12 protein-coding genes and 1 pseudogene are annotated in these 18193 nt (G+C 65.0%); 6 read left to right on the top strand and 7 right to left on the bottom strand.

All coding sequences use genetic code 11. The features are described 5' to 3' along the window. Positions 1–204: 204 nt before the first annotated feature. Genes AB3K92_RS10840 through AB3K92_RS10825 form a run of 4 tightly spaced genes read left to right on the top strand, consistent with a single transcriptional unit; the run spans position 205 to position 3849 of the window. Positions 205–1254 (top strand): LysR family transcriptional regulator, encoded by a 1050-nt coding sequence (locus AB3K92_RS10840; protein ID WP_059676773.1) that lies wholly within the window; start codon positions 205–207, stop codon positions 1252–1254. Then, positions 1251–2684 carry an NAD(P)-binding domain-containing protein gene (locus tag AB3K92_RS10835; RefSeq protein WP_369465024.1) on the top strand — a complete coding sequence of 478 codons (1434 nt, stop codon included), beginning with the start codon at positions 1251–1253 and terminating at the stop codon, positions 2682–2684. Before AB3K92_RS10840 ends, AB3K92_RS10835 begins: the two co-directional genes overlap by 4 nt. A gap of 44 nt (positions 2685–2728) precedes the next feature. After that, the gene (locus AB3K92_RS10830) at positions 2729–3259 is read left to right on the top strand and encodes a CMD domain-containing protein (protein ID WP_369465023.1); all 531 of its coding nucleotides are present in this window, start codon (positions 2729–2731) and stop codon (positions 3257–3259) included. Next, complete coding sequence (locus AB3K92_RS10825) at positions 3256–3849, top strand: peroxidase-related enzyme (protein WP_175891058.1); 594 nt, start codon at positions 3256–3258, stop codon at positions 3847–3849. The genes AB3K92_RS10830 and AB3K92_RS10825 overlap by 4 nt, the downstream gene beginning before the upstream one ends. A gap of 59 nt (positions 3850–3908) precedes the next feature. On the opposite strand, the pseudogene AB3K92_RS10820 reads toward AB3K92_RS10825, so the two are convergent. The 6 genes and pseudogenes from AB3K92_RS10820 to AB3K92_RS10795 form a co-directional block, all read right to left on the bottom strand. Continuing rightward, positions 3909–4019, bottom strand: a pseudogene (locus AB3K92_RS10820) (Lrp/AsnC ligand binding domain-containing protein); the annotation flags it as partial. A gap of 223 nt (positions 4020–4242) precedes the next feature. After that, entirely contained in the window at positions 4243–4728 is a 486-nt protein-coding gene (locus AB3K92_RS10815; RefSeq protein WP_369465022.1) for a hypothetical protein, read from the bottom strand. Then, positions 4698–6062 carry an RHS repeat domain-containing protein gene (locus AB3K92_RS10810; protein WP_369465021.1) on the bottom strand — a complete coding sequence of 455 codons (1365 nt, stop codon included), beginning with the start codon at positions 6060–6062 and terminating at the stop codon, positions 4698–4700. The genes AB3K92_RS10815 and AB3K92_RS10810 overlap by 31 nt, the downstream gene beginning before the upstream one ends. Before the next feature lie 401 nt (positions 6063–6463). After that, positions 6464–6949: a hypothetical protein gene (locus AB3K92_RS10805; RefSeq protein WP_369465020.1), complete on the bottom strand. Its 486-nt coding sequence runs from the start codon at positions 6947–6949 to the stop codon at positions 6464–6466. 12 nt (positions 6950–6961) lie between these two features. After that, on the bottom strand, positions 6962–11809 hold the full coding sequence (locus tag AB3K92_RS10800; protein ID WP_369465017.1) for an RHS repeat-associated core domain-containing protein: 4848 nt from the start codon (positions 11807–11809) through the stop codon (positions 6962–6964). 631 nt (positions 11810–12440) lie between these two features. Next, the gene (locus tag AB3K92_RS10795) at positions 12441–12872 is read right to left on the bottom strand and encodes an Lrp/AsnC family transcriptional regulator (RefSeq protein WP_042974028.1); all 432 of its coding nucleotides are present in this window, start codon (positions 12870–12872) and stop codon (positions 12441–12443) included. A 297-nt stretch (positions 12873–13169) separates the two neighbouring features. Between AB3K92_RS10795 and AB3K92_RS10790 the strand changes: the two genes are divergently transcribed. Beyond that, positions 13170–14249 carry an ornithine cyclodeaminase gene (locus AB3K92_RS10790; protein ID WP_059494576.1) on the top strand — a complete coding sequence of 360 codons (1080 nt, stop codon included), beginning with the start codon at positions 13170–13172 and terminating at the stop codon, positions 14247–14249. A gap of 58 nt (positions 14250–14307) precedes the next feature. Continuing rightward, the gene (ctlX, locus tag AB3K92_RS10785) at positions 14308–15309 is read left to right on the top strand and encodes a citrulline utilization hydrolase CtlX (RefSeq protein WP_059489024.1); all 1002 of its coding nucleotides are present in this window, start codon (positions 14308–14310) and stop codon (positions 15307–15309) included. A gap of 130 nt (positions 15310–15439) precedes the next feature. On the opposite strand, the gene AB3K92_RS10780 is transcribed toward ctlX, so the two are convergent. Beyond that, complete coding sequence (locus tag AB3K92_RS10780) at positions 15440–18190, bottom strand: Hsp70 family protein (protein ID WP_369465013.1); 2751 nt, start codon at positions 18188–18190, stop codon at positions 15440–15442. Between the last annotated feature and the right edge of the window lie 3 nt (positions 18191–18193).

Below are 18193 nucleotides of genomic sequence, written 5' to 3'. Positions count from 1 at the left end.
ATGAGGCGGCACGCATCGCATCGCGTTGATTCGATTGGCGTTTCCGGTACGTCACGCGTCGCCACCGATGTGCCCGCGCGCCCGTCCGGCCATCGCGACGATCCTGCGCTTCGCAGTTTTCGCGCTGTCGATAGCAAAATTCATTATATGAATCACGCATGCTCACACTTCTACAATGCGCAAATCGCATCATCGGAAGGTGTCATGGAGCTGCATCAACTCGAAGCGTTTTCCGCGGTCATGTCGACCGGCAGCGTGACCGGCGCGGGCGAACTGCTCGGCCGCTCGCAGCCGGCCGTCACGCGGCAGATCCAGGAGCTCGAAGCCGATCTCGGCTACGCGCTGTTCGACCGGCACGGCCCGCGCGTCACGCCGACACGGCGTGCGTTCCTGCTCTACGAGGAAGTCGAGCGCTCGCTGGTCGGCCTGCGTGCGATCGAGGCACGCGCACGGGCGCTCGGCGACGAAACCGCCGAACCCGTGCGCATCGCGGCGACGCCTTCGCTCGCGGCGACGCTCGTGCCGGCCGCGCTCGCGGGCCTGCCCGACGGCGCGCAGGCGCCGCACTACCAGTTGCGCAGCGAATCGGCCGAGCATGTCGTGCACGAGGTGCTGGCCGGCACGGCCGACATCGGCGTCGTCACGCTGCCGATGGCGCATGCGGGGCTCGACGTGCACTGGATCGCGCAGACGCCGTGCGTCGCCGTGCTGCCCGCCGGCGACCCGCTCGCGGCGCAGCCGCGCATCGCGCTGCGCGATCTCGCGCGCCGCCGCATCGTGACGGTCGCGAACCGGCACCGGCTGCGCCAGCGGATCGATGCGGCATTCGCGGCCGCGCGGGTCGACGCACGCGTCTTCATCGAAACCAATGCGTCGCTGAATGCGGTGATGGCCGCGCGTGCCGGCATCGGGATCGGCATCGTCGATCCGGCCACCGGTGTCGCACTGCCGGTGGACGGCGTCGTCGCCCGCCCGCTCGACGTCGACATCCCGTTCGCGTTCGGCGTCGCGACGCCGGCCGGCAAGGCGCGCACGGCGGCCGTCGATGCGCTGCTCGACGCGCTGCACCGTACGACGCGCACCCTGCTCGACGACGTGATCTTTCACGAGGCCGCCGCGCACGACGCGCTGCTGCGCGGCGACCGGCTGCGTGCCGGGCGCCCGCCACGTCCTTCGAATCCTTCAAATCCTTCACGCCCTTCCAGCCCGCCACGCACGACACGATCGCGCCGCACGCGCCCGGAGGCCGCATGACGATGCCCCCCGATGCACTCCACGCACTCGAAACCCGGCTCGCTCAAGACCTGCGCTGGCTCGACCTGCCCGCGCCGTCGTGGGTGCCGCCGCGCGAAGCCGACGGCACACGCGTGCTCGACGTCGCGATCGTCGGCGGCGGCATGGCCGGGCTCGCGGCGGCGGCCGAACTGCGCCTGCTCGGCATCGACAACCAGTGCGTGATCGACCGCGCGCCGGCCGGTTACGAAGGGCCATGGGTCACGTTCGCGCGGATGGACACGCTGCGCTCGCCGAAGCAGCTCGCGGGCCCTGCGCTCGGCCTGCCCGCGCTGACGTTCCGCGCCTGGTTCGAAGCGCAATACGGCCGCGATGCATGGGACGCGCTCTACAAGATTCCGCGCACGCAATGGATGGATTACCTGCGCTGGTACCGGCGCGTGCTCGACCTGCCGGTGCGCAACGACACCACGCTCGTCGCGCTGCGCCCGCGCGACGACGGCCTGCTCGCGCTCGACGTGCACAGCAACGGCGAAGCGCAGACGCTGCTCGCGCGGCACGTCGTGCTCGCGACCGGCCGCGACGGGCTCGGCGGCCCGTACGTGCCGCCCGTCGCGCACCGCGCGCCGCGCGCGCGTTGGGCCCATTCGTCCGAGCCGATCGACTTCGCGGCGCTCGCGGGCAAGCGCATCGGCGTGGTCGGCGCGGGCGCGTCCGCGTTCGACAACGCAGGTACCGCGCTCGAAGCCGGCGCCGCGCGCGTCGACCTGTTCTTCCGCCGCGCGGACATTCCGCGCATCAACAAGCTGACGGGCATCGGCAGCCCCGGGCTCGTACACGGCTATGCCGATCTCGACGACGCGACGAAGTGGCGCTTCATGCACTACGCGCTGACGTCGCAGACGCCGCCGCCGCGCGACAGCGTGCTGCGCGTGTCGCGTCACGAGCATGCGCATTTTCATGCGGGCAGCCCGATCGAGACGCTCGCCGAACATGCGGACGGCCTCGACGTGACGACGCCGCGCGGGCGCTACACCGTCGATTTCCTGATCTTCGCGACGGGCTTTCATTCGGACTGGACGACACGTACGGAATTCGCGTCGTTCGGCTCGCACGTGCGGCGCTGGAAGGATCGTTATCGGCCGGCATGGGGTTTGTGGCTCGACGAACTCGCGGAATCGCCCGATCTCGGCCCCGCATTCTCGTTCCAGGAACGCGAGCCCGGTGCATGCCCGGCCGTCACGCGAATCCATTGCTTCAACCATGCGGCGAGCCTGAGCCACGGCAAGCTGTCAGGCGATATCCCGGCGATCAGCGCGGGCGCCGAGCGGCTCGCGCGCGGCATCGCGAGCCGGCTGTTCGATGCGGATCGCGATCGCCACTACGACGCGCTCGTCGCATACGCGAACGCGGAACTGCAAGGCGACGAATGGCGCGACGCCGATGCATGAGCGCTCGCCCATCGACCACATAAACGACCAAGGAATCCTGAACGATGACTGAATCCATCACGCCGGCCGATGCGCCGGACACGATCGATGCGGTGGCCGGCCTGCACGACGGCGACGCGATCGCCGCACTGCGCCGCGCACGCGAGAAGGTGCTGCTTCATACGCGGCTGAGCGAGGCTGCCCTGTTCGATCCCGCGCTGCCCGATCTTTCGTTAATCGAAAGACTGCACACGGCCCGGTATGTCGCGCACAAATCGAAGGCGCCGGCATTGACCGATACCTATCGCGCGCGGCTGATCGACGCGGGCGGCACGCTCGACGATATCGCTCGCGCGGGTGTCGATGCGTTCGACGCGCTGCCTCGACGCATCGGCGCGATCCTGGCGCATGCGCGCCTGCTGACGCTCGCCCCTGTCGATGCGCGCCCGTCCGATCTCGACGCGCTGAAGTCGGCCGGGCTCACGACGCCCGCGATCGTCGCGCTGTCGCAGCTCGTGGCGTTCGTCGCGTACCAGTTGCGCGTCGCCGTTGCCGCGCAGGCGCTTCAGGCACGCACTGCAACGGAGGCCGCATGACGACGACCGCCCACGGCTTCACGTCCGACACGCTCGGCTGGCGTGCGTGGCTCGACATCGTTTCGCTCGATGCCGCGACGCCCGAGCAGCTGGCCGTGCTCGACGCGAGCCACCCGCAAGCGAAGACATCCGACTATTACCTGCTGCTCGTCCATCTGCCCGAGATCCTGCGGCAACGCTCGGGCGTGTTCAACGCGATCATGTACGGCCCCGGCGGGCTGTCGCGCGCCGAGCGCGAACTCGCCAGCACGGCCGTGTCGCGCGTGAACGGCTGCGTGTATTGCGCATCCGTGCATGCGCAGCGCTTTGCGCAGCTCGCGAAACGCACCGACGTGATCGAGCAGGTATTCGACGATCCGGCGACGGCCGGCACGACGGCGCGCGAACGCGCGATCGTGCGTTATGCGATCGCACTGACGGAGCGGCCCGAAACGGTCGATGCGCGCGATATCGCCGCGCTGCAAGCCGAAGGGCTGACCCATGAGGAGATTCTCGACCTGTCGCACGCGGTCGCGATCTTCGCGTGGGCGAACCGGTTGATGCTGACGCTGGGCGAGCCGGTGTTTCCGGAACCGGCGTCACTCGCCTGATGCCTGGCGCCTGACGCCCGCCCCACCCCGAACACGGGCTGACGCAGGCGCCGCCCGCGTCACGCCTTGTGCGTCGACAGCAAGATACTCGTCTCGGTATTCGCGATCCCGTCGATCAACCGGATCGCGCCGAGCACACGATCGAAGTGCTCGAGCGAATCGGCATGCACGGGATCGGTACGAGGCTCTGACAGGCCAGAAGGCCCCGGCTTGGAAATAGCACATTGCAAGCAGCCAAACCAATAAGATCGACATCGCTTACCGGCTTTCCATTTGCATAGCCGTAGACATTGATGCCTCCGGCGTATCCGATCGGCTCCTCGCTAACAAACCGCTCCGCCTCCCTCCGGATCGCAGTACCGGTACCGGTTGGAATGCAGCGCCGTTACCGCGTCATCTGGATGGAAATAGCGCACAACCCTTCTTTAAACTGATTGAAAGTGACCCGTTCGATTTGCCGACGTCCACAAACCTTTCCATTTTCCAATACACTTTGGCCTCGCCGTTATTCATCAAATAATTTTCCGGAAGAATATGCGCCACGCTGTCGATATAAATTCTCTCACTCCGAACTTGATTAATCGATATTGATACACAAGTGAGGTTGACTTTTATGTTGATCGCACCGGCACTTGAATCACCTATCCTCATTTTCCCGTATACCAGCGCCTTATCTATTTCGGCTTCTCGATATGCTTTTCCGCCCTCTATCTCGACATGAATTTCTGTTCTGCCAAATTTTTCCGTGGACTGCAGCATGCTCACCTCTTCAGAATATCCAGATGCCGATGGCGCGAGGAAGAAGAACACAAAAGATACGGCGATCCAAGATGGTTTTCTACTAGGCATCACTTTTTTGGATAAAGAAGCTTTATCCACGAGTTAGGTCTAAATGTGAACGTTGGATTTGGGACATTTATGCCGGCACAGCCCAACACATCAACCACCAAGTCTTTGCAATTATTTCTATAAAGATTGTATTTGCGTTCACCAGAATTGTGAGCATCCATTGATCCATTGGCGCACATGGCAATTGCCCTGTCTTGATCTGTTGTGGTTTTGTACATAAGCGTCCCATCCGGCGGCATTGCAATGGCTTCGATGCTAACACCGGCAGGCGCATTTGAACCCGTCAAGAATCCGATGTTCCCGCCAGACGATGTTTCGCCAGCAGCGCCTTGGTTGAAAGCGAACCAAGCTCCACGCTCATTCAGGAAATAGAGTGTCGCGTGCCCGTTCCCACCGGCTGCCGCGGGATCAATGCCAATTCCGTAGTCGAGGCCCAAAGGGTCAGCCCACCTGACGGGGTTGGGCGCGTATGCGTGCGGGTTTATACCAGCGGCCAACCTCATCGGGTCCTTGCTCACGAACCGGCCCACTTCCGGATCGTAGTACCGGTATCGGTTGTAGTGCAGCTCCGTCTCGTGGTCATGGTACTGCCCCTGGAACCGGATCGGGTTGCGCAATTCCACGCGCCCATCGGATGCCTTGCGGATCACTTCCTTGACCGCGCCCCAGGCAATCTCGCTGTGCTCGTCCGTCAGTTCCTGCGGCGTGCCCAGATGGTCGCACTGGTACCACGCCAGACTATTGATGGCCGGCGCGGGTGGTGGCGGTAGCCACAGCGGGTCTTCGTCCCGCCGGTAGTAGTCGCCGTACTCGGGCTGGTCATGCAGAAGGATGGCGTCGTCACGCACGGCCTGCGCCACTGGCACAAAACTGCCCGGCTCGTACACGTAGTGCGTGGTGCGCGCGCCAAAGCCATCTTCGTCGGCGATCTTGCTTTCCCAGGCCATTGTGTCGCCGTCCCACTCGTACAGCGTGAAGCCGCATTGCAACTCGCGGTTGCGCTTCACCCGCTCGGCGCGGTTCCAGTGCGGCCCTGCTTCTCTACGTTCCTCGTAGTGCGCCTTGCTGTACTTTGTCAGCCGCCGGCCCAAAGCGTCGTAGCTGTAGTCGGCCTGCAGTCGCTCGTCTTCGAAATGCGTGAGGCGGTCGAACAAGTCCCAGGTGTAGCGGCTTTCCTTGCCCTGGTGCCAGCGCTTGCTGAGGTTACCGCGCGCGTCGTACTGGTAGTGGGTGCCGGCGTATTGCTTGAGCAAGTTATCCAGCGCCTTGATGCGCGGCATGTGCTGGCGCTCCGCCTCGCGCTTTGGCAGAGAAAGGGATAGAACATGCGCCGAATTGAGCAATGAATCGGGAGCCTTTTTCATCCGAGGCCCACATTCGGCGGAAAGCGTCCAGTGCAACTTGGACAGAGTACTTTCGAGCGATCATATCCCCACAACAGAGAAGCACAGATTCTCATCGCCATAACCTTTTGATTTATTAACCAAGGCTTCCAACAAGATGCCTTTTTGATCGATGGCGATCCTCTCGAAGTCATTACTCATTCCATAAATTAATCCCATATACCTTGCCCAGAGAAAATTAGAGGATCCGACAATACTTCCAGATACAGTGAAAATTTATCCTCAGGCAGAAGATAAAATGTTAAATAAATGCATTCTAACGCGAACGAAATCTCTGCAACCTCTTTCCGCCTAGAGTTAGTTCATGATGAATTTATACGAAACCGTAGTTCGTTCACATTCGTCGCCATGGCGCCATTGCGTTAGCCGCGAAAATCACTAGCCTCAAACTCATCCATAATTCGACGCAAAGCGATTGATTCTTCGCCATCGGGATTCGCTTCATGCAATCGCTCAAAAAATAACTCTGCGAGATAGTATTCATTTTCGCTCCTGATTCCCCCCCTTTTCAGAATGGCATCTAGCTTCTTCCTATCCTTATCAAAGAAGTCAGGAAAATCATTTGTGATGATTTGGTTGTATTTTTTTATAAAATCCCTTCTTTCAGCGATCGGTATGTAACTCATGAAATCACTAGTCCCTCGGAGCCCTTGCCTTACTCCCTCAGCCAAAGTTGAAGCAGATACACCCTCGGACAGTCCTTGAGAGTACTTTTTTCGACCAACCTCCCAGGACTCCTTAAACCTCAACAGCATAGGGTGTTGATAACTAGCCAAGAGAGAAACAACTCGGTCGAAGGTGCCAAGAAGCTTCATCAACTCAGCTGTTTTTTTTGACGTTCTGGTCATGAAATTCGCTCACTATTTCCAAATTCTGAATCTAGATGGGGAATTATCTTGGAGTGCTCCGAATTCCGCCGTCGAAGCAGCGTCATACAGGAAGCCGCGTGGATTCCAATCCCCGACCCCATTAATCATGTTTCTTGCGCTCCCACCAACACTTTGAGCGCCACCGTGAAAGTCTATGAGCTGTTGCTCCCGGCCACGTATCGCTTCTCTATTAACCGAGAACTTATCCAAGACCGGTGGAGCAAATCCTTCCGCATTCAGATGGCCTTGCTGCAGCCCTCGCCTGTGTACCAGCGTATTGGGATCACCATATCCTGACGTTCGCCCACAATACACCTGCCGAGTCATTGGATGAGTCCTTGTATACGTTGCATGGTAATACGGCAGGCGATTGGGGGTATCACCTGTCAATAGGAGTGGCAACAGCGCCCCTGCTGTCCTGACTGAGGGTACAGGAACATCTTTGGGGACAGACAGAGGCGATGGCACCGCAATTGTGCCACTCAACCCCAACGGATCCGCCCATCCCACCGGATTCGGGGCGAACTGGTACAGACTCAGCCCGCCTGCAAATCCAATCGGGTCCTTGCTGACGAACCGCCCCACCTCCGGATCGTAGTACCGATACCGGTTGTAGTGCAGCCCCGTCTCGTGGTCATGGTACTGCCCCTGGAACCGGATCGGGTTGCGCAATTCCACGCGCCCATCGGATGCCTTGCGAACGACCTCCTTGACCGCGCCCCACGCGCGATACTCTGCACTCCACACAATCTCGCTGTGCTCGTCGGTCAGCTCCTGCGGCGTGCCCAAGTGATCGCACTGATACCAGGCTAAGCCATCTATCGGTGGCGCGGGCGGCGGTGGCATCCACAGCGGGTCTTCGTCCTGTCGGTAGTAGTCGCCGTACTCGGGCTGGTCAAGCAGCAGGATGGCGTCCTGCCTCACCGCCTGCGCCACCGGCACGAAGCTACCCGGCTCGTAGACATAGTGCGTGGTGCGCGCGCCGAAGCCATCCTCGTCGGCGATCTTGCTCTCCCACGCCAGCGTGTCGCCGTCCCAGCCGTAGAGTGTGAAGCCGCATTGCAGGTCGCGGTTGCGCTTCACCCGTTTGGCACGGTTCCAGTGCGGGCCGGCCTCGCGACGTTCCTCGTAGTGGGCCTTGCTGTATTTCGACAGGCGTCGGCCGAGGGCGTCGTAGGTGTAATCGACCGCAAGGCGCTCATCCTCGTAGTGTGTGAGCCGGTCGAACAGATCCCAGGTGTAGCGGCTTTCCTTGCCTTGGTGCCAGCGCTTGCTGAGGTTACCGCGCGCGTCGTACTGGTAGTGGGTGCCGGCGTACTGCTTGAGCAGGTTGTCCAGCGCCTTGATACGAGGCATGTGCTGGCGCTCGGCCTCGCGCTGCTCGGCTGGGTCGATCAGGTTGCCGGCCGGGTCGAACGCAAAGGTTTCATGGCCCAGGCGGCTTTGTGCCTCCAGCAGCCGCCCCACCGGATCGTAGCGGTAGGCCAGTTGGCCGCGCCGCGTGTCGTTGATATCGGTGAGCTGGCCGCTGGCATCGTAGCGGTAGCGACGCACCAGCAGACGGCTGCCGCCACCGGTCTGCGCGGCCGGCCCCACAGGCTGGAGCGTGTCGCGCGCCAGCACCTGCTCGCTCAGCCTACCCATGGCGTCCCACTGCTGCGTCTGCAGCAGGCGGTTGCCTTGCAGGCGCGCCACCTCGCGGTGCAGGTCGTCGCGCTCGTAGCTGACCAGTTCGCGCTCGTTCAGTTGCAGCGCCAGCAGGTGGCCGCTGCCGTAGGTGAGCCAGCTTACGCGGTGCCCGTCCGGGCGCACGGTGGCCGTGCGCTGGTTGAGCGCGTCGTATTCGTGCTGCCATACCGCTACCAGCGGCTTGCCCAGGCTGATGTAGTGCTGATGCTCGCGCACCAGGTTGCCGGCCGCGTCGTGGAACCATTGCAGGCGACTGTCGGCATTGGTCGCCAGCGCCAGGTTGCCATTGAAATCATAGGCAAACTGCTCGCGCTGCCAATCCTTCTCTCCCGGTTCGGCATCGCCGGTTTGCAGCGCCGCACGGCGTTCTACAAGACGGCCCATGGCGTCGAAGGTGTAGGCGGTGATGCGTTGCCCGTCCACCGCGCGCGCCAGCTTGCCAGTGGTTTCCTCGTACTCGTAGCGTGTGGTGGCGCCGTCAAAGCCGGTTTCGGCCAGCAGGCGCCCCATCGGGTCGTAGTGAAACTCGGAGTCGCGACCGTTTTCGTTGCGCAGCACGGTGAGCTGGCCAAGCTTGTCCCACCGGTAGCGCAGGTGCTGGCCGGCCGCGTCCACCCGGCTGGCGAGCAGCCCGGCCTCGGTGTAGCCCCACTCGGTGCGCCGGCCCAGCGCATCGACGTGGGTCAGCAGACGCCCTTCGGCGTCGCGCTCGAAGTGTTCTTCGCTGTTGTCCGGGTGGCGGATGGCGGCGAGCTGGCCGGCCTCGTAACGATAGCGGCTAACCTGTCCGGCCGCGTCAGTGAACTGGATCATCTGGCCGCGTTCATCGTAGGCCCACGTACTGGCCTTGCCCGAACAGTCGACGTAGCGCGTGAGCTGGCCGTTGGCGTTGTACTCGAGCTGCTTGGTCTTGCCGCTGGCGTCGGTGATGCCGATGGGCAGGCCCATCAGGTTGTACGCGTACTCGGTCTTGTTGCCCAGCGGATCGATCGCCTCTGTGAGCCGGCCGCGCGTGTCGTAGTCGCGCAGCCAGAGGCCGCCCTCGGCATCGCTGATCTTGATGAGCTGGTCTTTCGTATCCCACGCGTAGTGCACGGTGGTGCCGTCGGCCCGGATGTGTTCGAGCAGGTTGCCGGTCTCGTCGTAGGCGTAACGGTCGTCGCTGCCATCGGGACGGATGTGGTGGACGATGTTCTTGGCATCGTCGCGGAGGAACCACTCGGAGCGTTTGTCCGGATGGATGATGCGGTAGGTGTACCCGAGCCTATCGTAGTAATGCCGTGTTTCCTGCCCGTGGGCATCAGTGACGTAGGTGAGGCGGATGTTCGAGTCCCACTCCAGCCGCACCTCGAAGCTGCCGTCGTCGGCCCACTCGTGCACGGCTCGAGCGTCGGGGCCTTCGCCCTGCCATTCCAGATTCATCCCGCGGCCGGTACGGTCGGTGTAGCGGGTGATCAGGTGGTGCTGGTACTGATAGGTCCAGACCTCGGCGTTTTCATCCTGGGCCAGCGTGAGGTCGCCGGCTTCATCGTAGCGGTACAGGCACAGGCGTCGCAGGGGCTCGTCCTCGCCCATCAACCACAGGCCGATGATGCGTCCATGGGCGTCCACGTCGGTGCCCAGGTGCGTGTGCGGCCGGCTCGGGTCGTCCTGATAGGTGACCAGGTCCGACAACACGACGCGCTCGTCCACGCGGTGGTCGTAACCCAGCAGCAGGCCGGCGCCGCCGCGCAGCTCGACCTGCACGAGCAGGAAGCGCTCGCCGTGGCGCTGGTAGGTTTCGCGGCGCTCGTAGCCGCGGCACAGGACGAGCTGGTGGTCGCTTGCGCGCACGAGGAGGAGGTCTTCGATGCGATCCTCATGGAACTGCCCGACCTTGGGTAACGGGTAGTCATGGCTGCGGCCGTCGGCGCCGTGATAGCGCAGGCCGTCGCCTTGCACGTCGATGCGTGTGGTGCAGGGGGTGATCCAGCGCGCGCCGAGTTCGTCGTGGTCGTAGGCGTCCAGACTGGAGCGGTAGGTGCGCGTCCAGGCAAGGGGGAACGGGCCCGGCAGCGCGAAGTCGGTGTGCGAGCGGGTTTCGGCGCCCGTGGCAAAACTGATGCTGCCGCCGCTGCCCGGCGGTGCGCCGTTTTTGCACAGATTGGCGTCCTGCTCGGCGGGCCGCTCCTTGACCCGTACATCAAGGGACTCGCCGGGGATCTGGCGTCCAGCGATGCTGGTCGCGTCGGGCTTGATGCTGGCACTCTGCCCGGCGCCCGCTTTCCGGGCATCAAGCGAGCGGAGCAATCCTGCTGCAACCCACCCCACGCAGCCTGCCTGCGTGGCCTTGCCTTGTTGCCGCACCTGCTTGCCCAACAATGCGGCGAACTGGCGCAATGCCTGGGCGTTGGTGCTGACCAGCGCCGGCGACTCAAGGGGTGAATTCTGTTCGAGAGGGGGGCGGGCAGCCGCGTTGCGGCGAAGGAATTGATAGGCTGCGTCGTAGAGGTTGGAAAACGCAGCGGCTGGATCGCGCAGTTCGGTCGTTGCCGATGTGCTTGCCCCCAGGGTGGCCGGCGCAGAAGGCTTCATCCGGGCCAGGGCCTCCAGGCCGTTCGCAAGGTCCAAGAGCAGGCTTTCGCCGAAGGCGGCCGCCGCGTCCAGCAGAGCGGGGAGTCTTGACTGCACCTGTCGCGCGAGGTTGTCCAGTTCCCCCTCGATGCTGTTGTTCAGGTTGGCGGTCAGGGTGCGCAGTGCCGCCTCGCCCACCAGCCCATTACTGGCCTGCAGGAGTTCCTGCCGCGCCAGGAACAGGGTGGGCCGCAGCATCATGCGGGCAGCGGCGGTACCCGGCTCGGGCATCAGGCCGATCAGGTTCAGGCTGACGCTCAACCAGTCAGAGGCGTGAGGTTCGGGGTGGGTCGTGAGGGTGACGATATCGCCGAGCAGATCGGCCAGGTTCAGGATGTTGAGAACGGCGGGGAAATTCCCGGCGACGGCGCGCAGACGGTCCAGGTTCACGCTGCCATGGCTGATTGCGCCCAGCCATTCGTCGAACGCCGAAATGCTGAGGGCCACGTCGCCCAACTGGATCTGGTTGAGCGGGGCAACCGAGATTGAACGCTCGCGGGATGCGTTGGTGGAAGTGCTGGATGTCTGGCCTGCCATAGATCTCCCGAAGCCGAGCACCTGCGGCTACGGTACGGCAAACCGGGTTAGCCGCAAGCCCCTCAGCAAATGTGGATGTACATGGACTTCTTCAGACGCCAGCATGGGCATTGATCAACGGCGGGGATATGAGACGACACCGAAAATTCATGCCGAAATTCCGCAACTCGTACGAAATTCAATCCACGATCGTCGTTGACGATGTGGATCTTGCCCCTCGGATTGAGTGCCCTCAGGGCTGTGTCGGTGAATGCCATCTGCTTCGTCCATATGATGCGGCGGATATCGAGAAGCGCACCGCAACTCAGCGGTAGCGTGATGCGCTTAGGACGACGCGCGCCACGAGGTGGCGCACCATGTTGACCTATTGGACTCAGAAAGTAGGCTACGACTACAACCAGCTGGATTCTGAGGGAGCGACGGCCTAGCCGTCGTTCACGCAGGCATTCGATGCGTTCCCGTGGGCCGCGCAGCATACCGAATGGAACGAATTACAGGATGGCCCGTTGCCCGCGCTCGTGCGGCAACATGGCGGTGATCAGCGTGTTGTGGATCACTGCGATTGAACGACGCGCATTCGGACGGCTTCCAGTTGAATGCCGTATCCATACGGGGCGATGCACGTCGGCGACTACGCCTTGTGCGTCGACAGCAAGATGCTCGTCTCGGTATTCGCGATCCCGTCGATCAACCGGATCGCGCCGAGCACACGATCGAAGTGCTCGAGCGAATCGGCATGCAGCTCGGCGACGAGATCCCAGCGCCCGTTGGTACTGTGGATCGATGTGACGTTCGGATGCCCGCGCAGCACCTTCACCACTTCCGCGCCGCGGTTGCCCTGCACGGCGATCGACATCAGCGCGCGGATCCGGTGGCGTTCCGCCGCCGGCTTGAGCCGCACCGTATAACCGACGATCACGCCGTTTTTCTCCAGCCGCGTCAGCCGGTTCTGCACGGTCGCGCGCGCGACGCGCAGTTCCTTCGCCAGCGCGACGACGGGCAGTCGCGCGTTGTCGCGCAGCAGCGCGATGAGCTGCCGGTCGACATCGTCGAGCGTGATCATGGGCGGAGCTTCCTGTTGAACGTGAACCGGCCGCCAGCGTGCCGGAGGCTGCGCATTCTGCGCCAGCGAAACCTGTCAAAGTGCCGGATCGGGTTGGCATTCTGCCAAGTCTATCGATAAATCTGCCACTTTTGCTGTCTTTTTGTTGGCTCGACTCGCGGAAATAATGACGTATCGACCGGCCGGACACGCCGCGCCGCCGCTTTCCATACAAGCCCGAGCCGCGCCGAAGCACCGCCCGGTCGACCAGAACGCCAGGGACATCCGTACCGGCACTGAGAACTTGGAGACAGACGCATGACCCGCTTCCTCGACGTTCCCGCCACCGCCCGACTGATCGCCAGCACCGGCGTCACGACGTTCCTGCGCGAACTCGTCGACACGCTGCGCGCCGATTACCTGCGCTGGGCCGACTTCGACAAGTCGCCGCGCGTCGCGTGCCACTCGCGCGACGGCGTGATCGAACTGATGCCCGTCGCGAACGCGTCGCTGTTCGCGTTCAAGTACGTGAACGGCCACCCCGTCAACGCCGCGCGCGGGATGCACACGGTGATGGCGTTCGGCGCGCTCGCCGAAGTCGACACCGGCTACCCGCTGCTGCTCGCCGAACTCACGCTCACCACCGCGCTGCGCACGGCCGCCACGTCGGTGCTCGCCGCACAGGTACTCGCCCGCCCCGATTCGCGCACGATGGCGCTGATCGGCAACGGCGCGCAGAGCGAATTCCAGGCGATCGCGTTCCACACGCTGCTCGGCATCGACGAAATCCGCGTGTTCGACGTCGATCCGCGCGCGACCGACAAGCTCGTGCGGAACCTCGCCGCGTACCCGGCACTGCGCGTCGTGCGTGCCGCATCGACCGCCGACGCCGTGCGCGGCGCCGACATCGTGACGACCGTCACCGCCGACAAGGCATACGCGACGATCGTCACGGCCGACATGATCGAGCCCGGCATGCACCTGAACGCCGTGGGCGGCGATTGCCCGGGCAAGACCGAGCTCGAAGCAGGCGTGCTGCATGCGGGCCGCGTGTTCGTCGAATTCGAGCCGCAGTCGCGCATCGAGGGCGAGATTCAGCAGATGCCGGCCGACTTCCCCGTCACCGAGCTGTGGCGCGTGCTGCAACGCGAGACGGCCGGCCGCGAACGCGCGGACGAAGTCACGGTGTTCGACTCGGTCGGCTTCGCGCTCGAGGATTATTCGGCGCTGCGCTACCTGTATGCGCTCGCGCAGCAGCACAACGCGGGCGTCGAGATCGCGCTGATTCCGCCGGCCGTCGACCCGAAGAACCTGTTCGCGCTGATCGACGATCCGGCCGCGATCGCGCAGGGTCACGCGGCATACGTGACCGAAGCCGTCGCCGCGTTCGCGCGCTGACCGTGATGCCCGGGCGGCCGGTGCGCCGCCCGTTTTCTGCCCTTCGCTCCTGCCTGTCATGAATCTCGTATCGATCCAGGCGCCGGCCGCCGTCGTGATGATCCGGCCGCACCGCTTCCTGCCGAACCCGCAGACCGCCGCCGACAACGCCTTCCAGCGCACGGCCGGCAACGGCACGCCCGACCTGCCGTCGGTATCGGCCGCCGCGCGCGACGAAGTCACGGCCGCCGCGCAGACGCTCGCCGAGGCGGGCGTGCGCGTGCATGTATTCGACGACCACGGCGAGCGCGACACGCCCGACTCCGTATTCCCGAACAACTGGTTCTCGACGCACCCGGGCGGCCATATCGCGCTGTATCCGATGTACAGCCCGAACCGCCGCCGCGAGCGGCGCGCGGACGTGATCGAGATGCTGAAGGCCGAATATCGCGTGCAGGACGTGATCGACTACTCGGGCCTCGAATACGACGACGTGTTCCTCGAAGGTACCGGCGCGATGGTGCTCGACCACGTCGCGCGGATCGCTTACACCGCGCGCTCGCGCCGCGCCGATCCGGTCGCGCTCGAACGCTTCTGCACGCATTTCAATTTCGAGCCGATCTGCTTCGACACGGCCGATGCCGACGGGCGCGCGATCTATCACACGAACGTGATGATGAGCGTCGCCACCGAATTCGCGATGGTGGGCCTCGACCTGATCGCCGACAGCCGGCGTCGCGGAGAAATCGCGCAACGCCTGACCGAAACGGGGCGCGCGGTGATCGCGCTCGATCCATCGCAGATCGCGAATTTCGCGGGCAACACGCTGGAATTGTCGGGCAAGGACGGGCGTGTGCTCGCGCTGTCGCGGCGCGCGTTCGATTGCCTCACGCGCGACCAGCGCACGGTGATCGAGCGCTCCGCGCGGCTGCTGCCGCTCGATGTGCCGACGATCGAGCTGGCCGGCGGGTCGGTGCGCTGCATGCTCGCGGGGATTCATCTCGCGCGGCGGGCCGTTGCGCCGGACGCGATCGCCGTGGAGTCGGCCGCATCGTTGCGTGAAGCGATGGCGCCGGTCTGACCGCCGCACGATCCGTACAAACGAAAACGGCTGCCGATGCATCGGCAGCCGTTTTTTCAAGGTCGTCGAATCCGTGAGCATCGACGGCATGCTCAGGTATCCCGACGATACCGTCGCGTCACCGCGCCGCTCACCCCGCCAGCAACTTCAACCCGGCCGGCAGCGTCTCGCCGAAAACGCGTACCGTATCGGCTTCGTCGAACGCGATCGCTTCGCGCACCATGTCGATCCACGCCGGCGACGCATTCGCGGCCGACAGGCGCTTGATTACCGCGTCGCGCGTCACGTCCGGCAAATCGCGCGAACGGTCTCCGGTCATCCGCGCAATCTGCGCAGCGGCAAACGCGGCCGGCTCGACCTGTTTCCAGTCGAGCGCGAACAGCGCATCGAGCCAGCCACCGGCGACTTCCGCCGGCACGACGCTGTGCGCACTGCCGTAAAACGGCCGGCGCGCACCGATGCGCCCGAGCGCCCACGCGCACAGCGCACGCTCGGCAGGCTTCTGCAATTGTGCGATCAGGCGTTCGGCCAGTTCGACCTTGCGCTCGACGGGCAGCCGTTCGAGCGACGCGGACAGCCGCGTCATGTCCGCCGGGCCGACCTTGCCCGGATCGAACGGCAGCTTGCGCCGCTTGTCGTCGGTCGGTTCGAGGAACGCGATCGCATCGCGCACCTGCGCCTGCGCATCGTCGTCGAGGCCGCCGGCCACGCGCCGCCACAGCGTCCACCACTCCGACCACACCTGCCCGTCGGTCACGTACTGGATCCCGTCATCGAACAGCGGCCACAGCTGCTCGATGCGCCAGGCATCGAGCGGATGACCGAAACCCGGACGCAGGCAATACCCGGCAAGGTTCAGCCACGCGCGCTCGTGATCGGCCGAGCGGCGGCGGCGGCGGGCGCGCGCGAGCAGCGCGTCGAACAGCTCGCGCGCGAGCGCGACGTCCCACGCTTCACGCGCGCCGAGCACCTGTTCGAGTTGCGCGCGCAACCGGCGCGTGTCTTTCGGCGCGACACCTGCTGCCTTGCTGCCGAACGAGCGCTCGATCAGCTCGATCGCCTGATCGAGCCGCGGATGTCGCGCGGGCGCGGCGTCGTCGCCGTGCACCGGCGCATCGCCGCGCAACTGGAATTCGAGCTTCCAGCGGCGCGCCGCATCGTCGGTCGCGATGCAATGCATCTCGAGCGTGCCGACCTCGGTCAGCGACGCGGTGAGCTTCACCGGCGTTTCGCGCGCGTCGCCGCCCGCCTTCGCGTCGACGACCGTCGCGATCGGCGGCAGCCGCACGAAATCGCCGCCGTCGAGATCGACGAGATCGCCGGGCCGGTACGGGGTCTCGGCCACGGTCGACATCAAGTGAAAACGCACCGGCTGTCCGAGCTGCAACGCGAACGTGCGATCGTCGAGCCGGATCTCGCGGCCCTCTTCCGCACCGCGCGGCAGCAGGCAGACGCCGCGTGCGGCGGAATCGGCCGCGCCGTCGTCGAGCACGAGGAAATAGCTGCGCGCGGACCCGCCGCCGATGCGCGGCGCATGCCCGGCACGCGCGAGCCCGTACGCGACCGCGCCGCGTGCGACGGCCACGTCCGGATGCGCGTTGTGCAGCACGTCGAGCGGCGCGCCGCGCCATGCGCCGAGCGTCTGCGCAAGACGGCCGGCGAGCGCGCCCGCGCGGAACACGCCGCCGTTGAGCAGCAGCGTGTCGGGTAGCGGGCCGTCCGCATGGCGCTGCAGGAACGCGGCGACATGCCGCGTGACGGCCGCGTCGCTCGCATACGGCAGACCGAATTCGACGATCGCGGCGCGCGCACGGCGCGGCAGCTCGCCGGCCTCGACCTGCGGGAAGAACCCGTCGACGACGATCTGCTCGACTTCCTGCCGCGTCAGCTCGGCCGAACGCGCGCCGCCGACGAGCCTGCTGCCCGCGCCGAGCAGCGTGACGGTGACCGACGCCGGCGCATCGTCGCCGAGCAGCCGTTCCTTCGCCGCGCGGCAGCGCTCGACGAGCTGCGACAGGCTCGCGGCCGACAGCCGCGTGCCGGGCTCGGTCAGCCGCGTCTCGACCAGGCGCGCGAGCGCGAGGTCCATGTTGTCGCCGCCGAGCATCAGGTGGTTGCCGACGCCGACGCGCGTGAAGGTGGGCTCGCCGTCGTCGCCCGGCGCGACATCGACGAGCGTGAGGTCGGTCGTGCCGCCGCCAACGTCGCAGATCAGCACGCGCCGCGCGGCGGCAAACGTGTCGCGCAACGTGTCGCGCTGGCCGTACAGCCAGTCGTAGAACGCGGCCTGCGGCTCTTCCAGCAGCCGCAGCGCGGGCAGCTTCGCGCGTCGCGCGGCCTCGACCGTCAGTGCGCGCGCGCCGTCGTCGAACGACGCGGGCACCGTCAGGATCACGTCCTGCTTCGCGAGCGGCGCATCGGGGAAACGCGCGTCCCACGCATCGCGCACGTGCGCGAGATAACTCGCGCTCGCGTCGACCGGCGACACCTTGTCGACGCCGTCGGCCGCGCCCCACGGCAGGATCGCCGCGAGCCGGTCGACCGACGCGTGCGACAGCCAGCTCTTCGCGCTCGTGACGAGCCGGCCCGGCACCTGCGCGCCGAGCGTGCGCGCGTAGCGGCCGATCACGGCCGGCGGATCGGCGGCCGCGTTTGCGCTTGCCTTCGCAGCGGCCGCCCACGGCAGCCGCAACGTGTCCGGCGGCAGCTCGCCCGCCGCCGGGTGATAGCGCACCGACGGCAGCAGCGGCTGCGCGGCCACCGCGCCGGGGCCGACCAGCTGCTCGACGTCGAACACGCGGATCGCATCGGAACCGGCCTCGACGTAAGCGACGACCGTATTGCTCGTGCCGAGGTCGATCCCGACCGTATAGCGCTTCATCGC

The organism is Burkholderia sp. Bmkn7 (genome assembly GCF_041103175.1).
Classification (GTDB): domain Bacteria; phylum Pseudomonadota; class Gammaproteobacteria; order Burkholderiales; family Burkholderiaceae; genus Burkholderia; species Burkholderia cepacia.
Note: the sequence above shows the minus strand (reverse complement) of the source record. Positions and strands in the feature narration are given on the sequence as shown.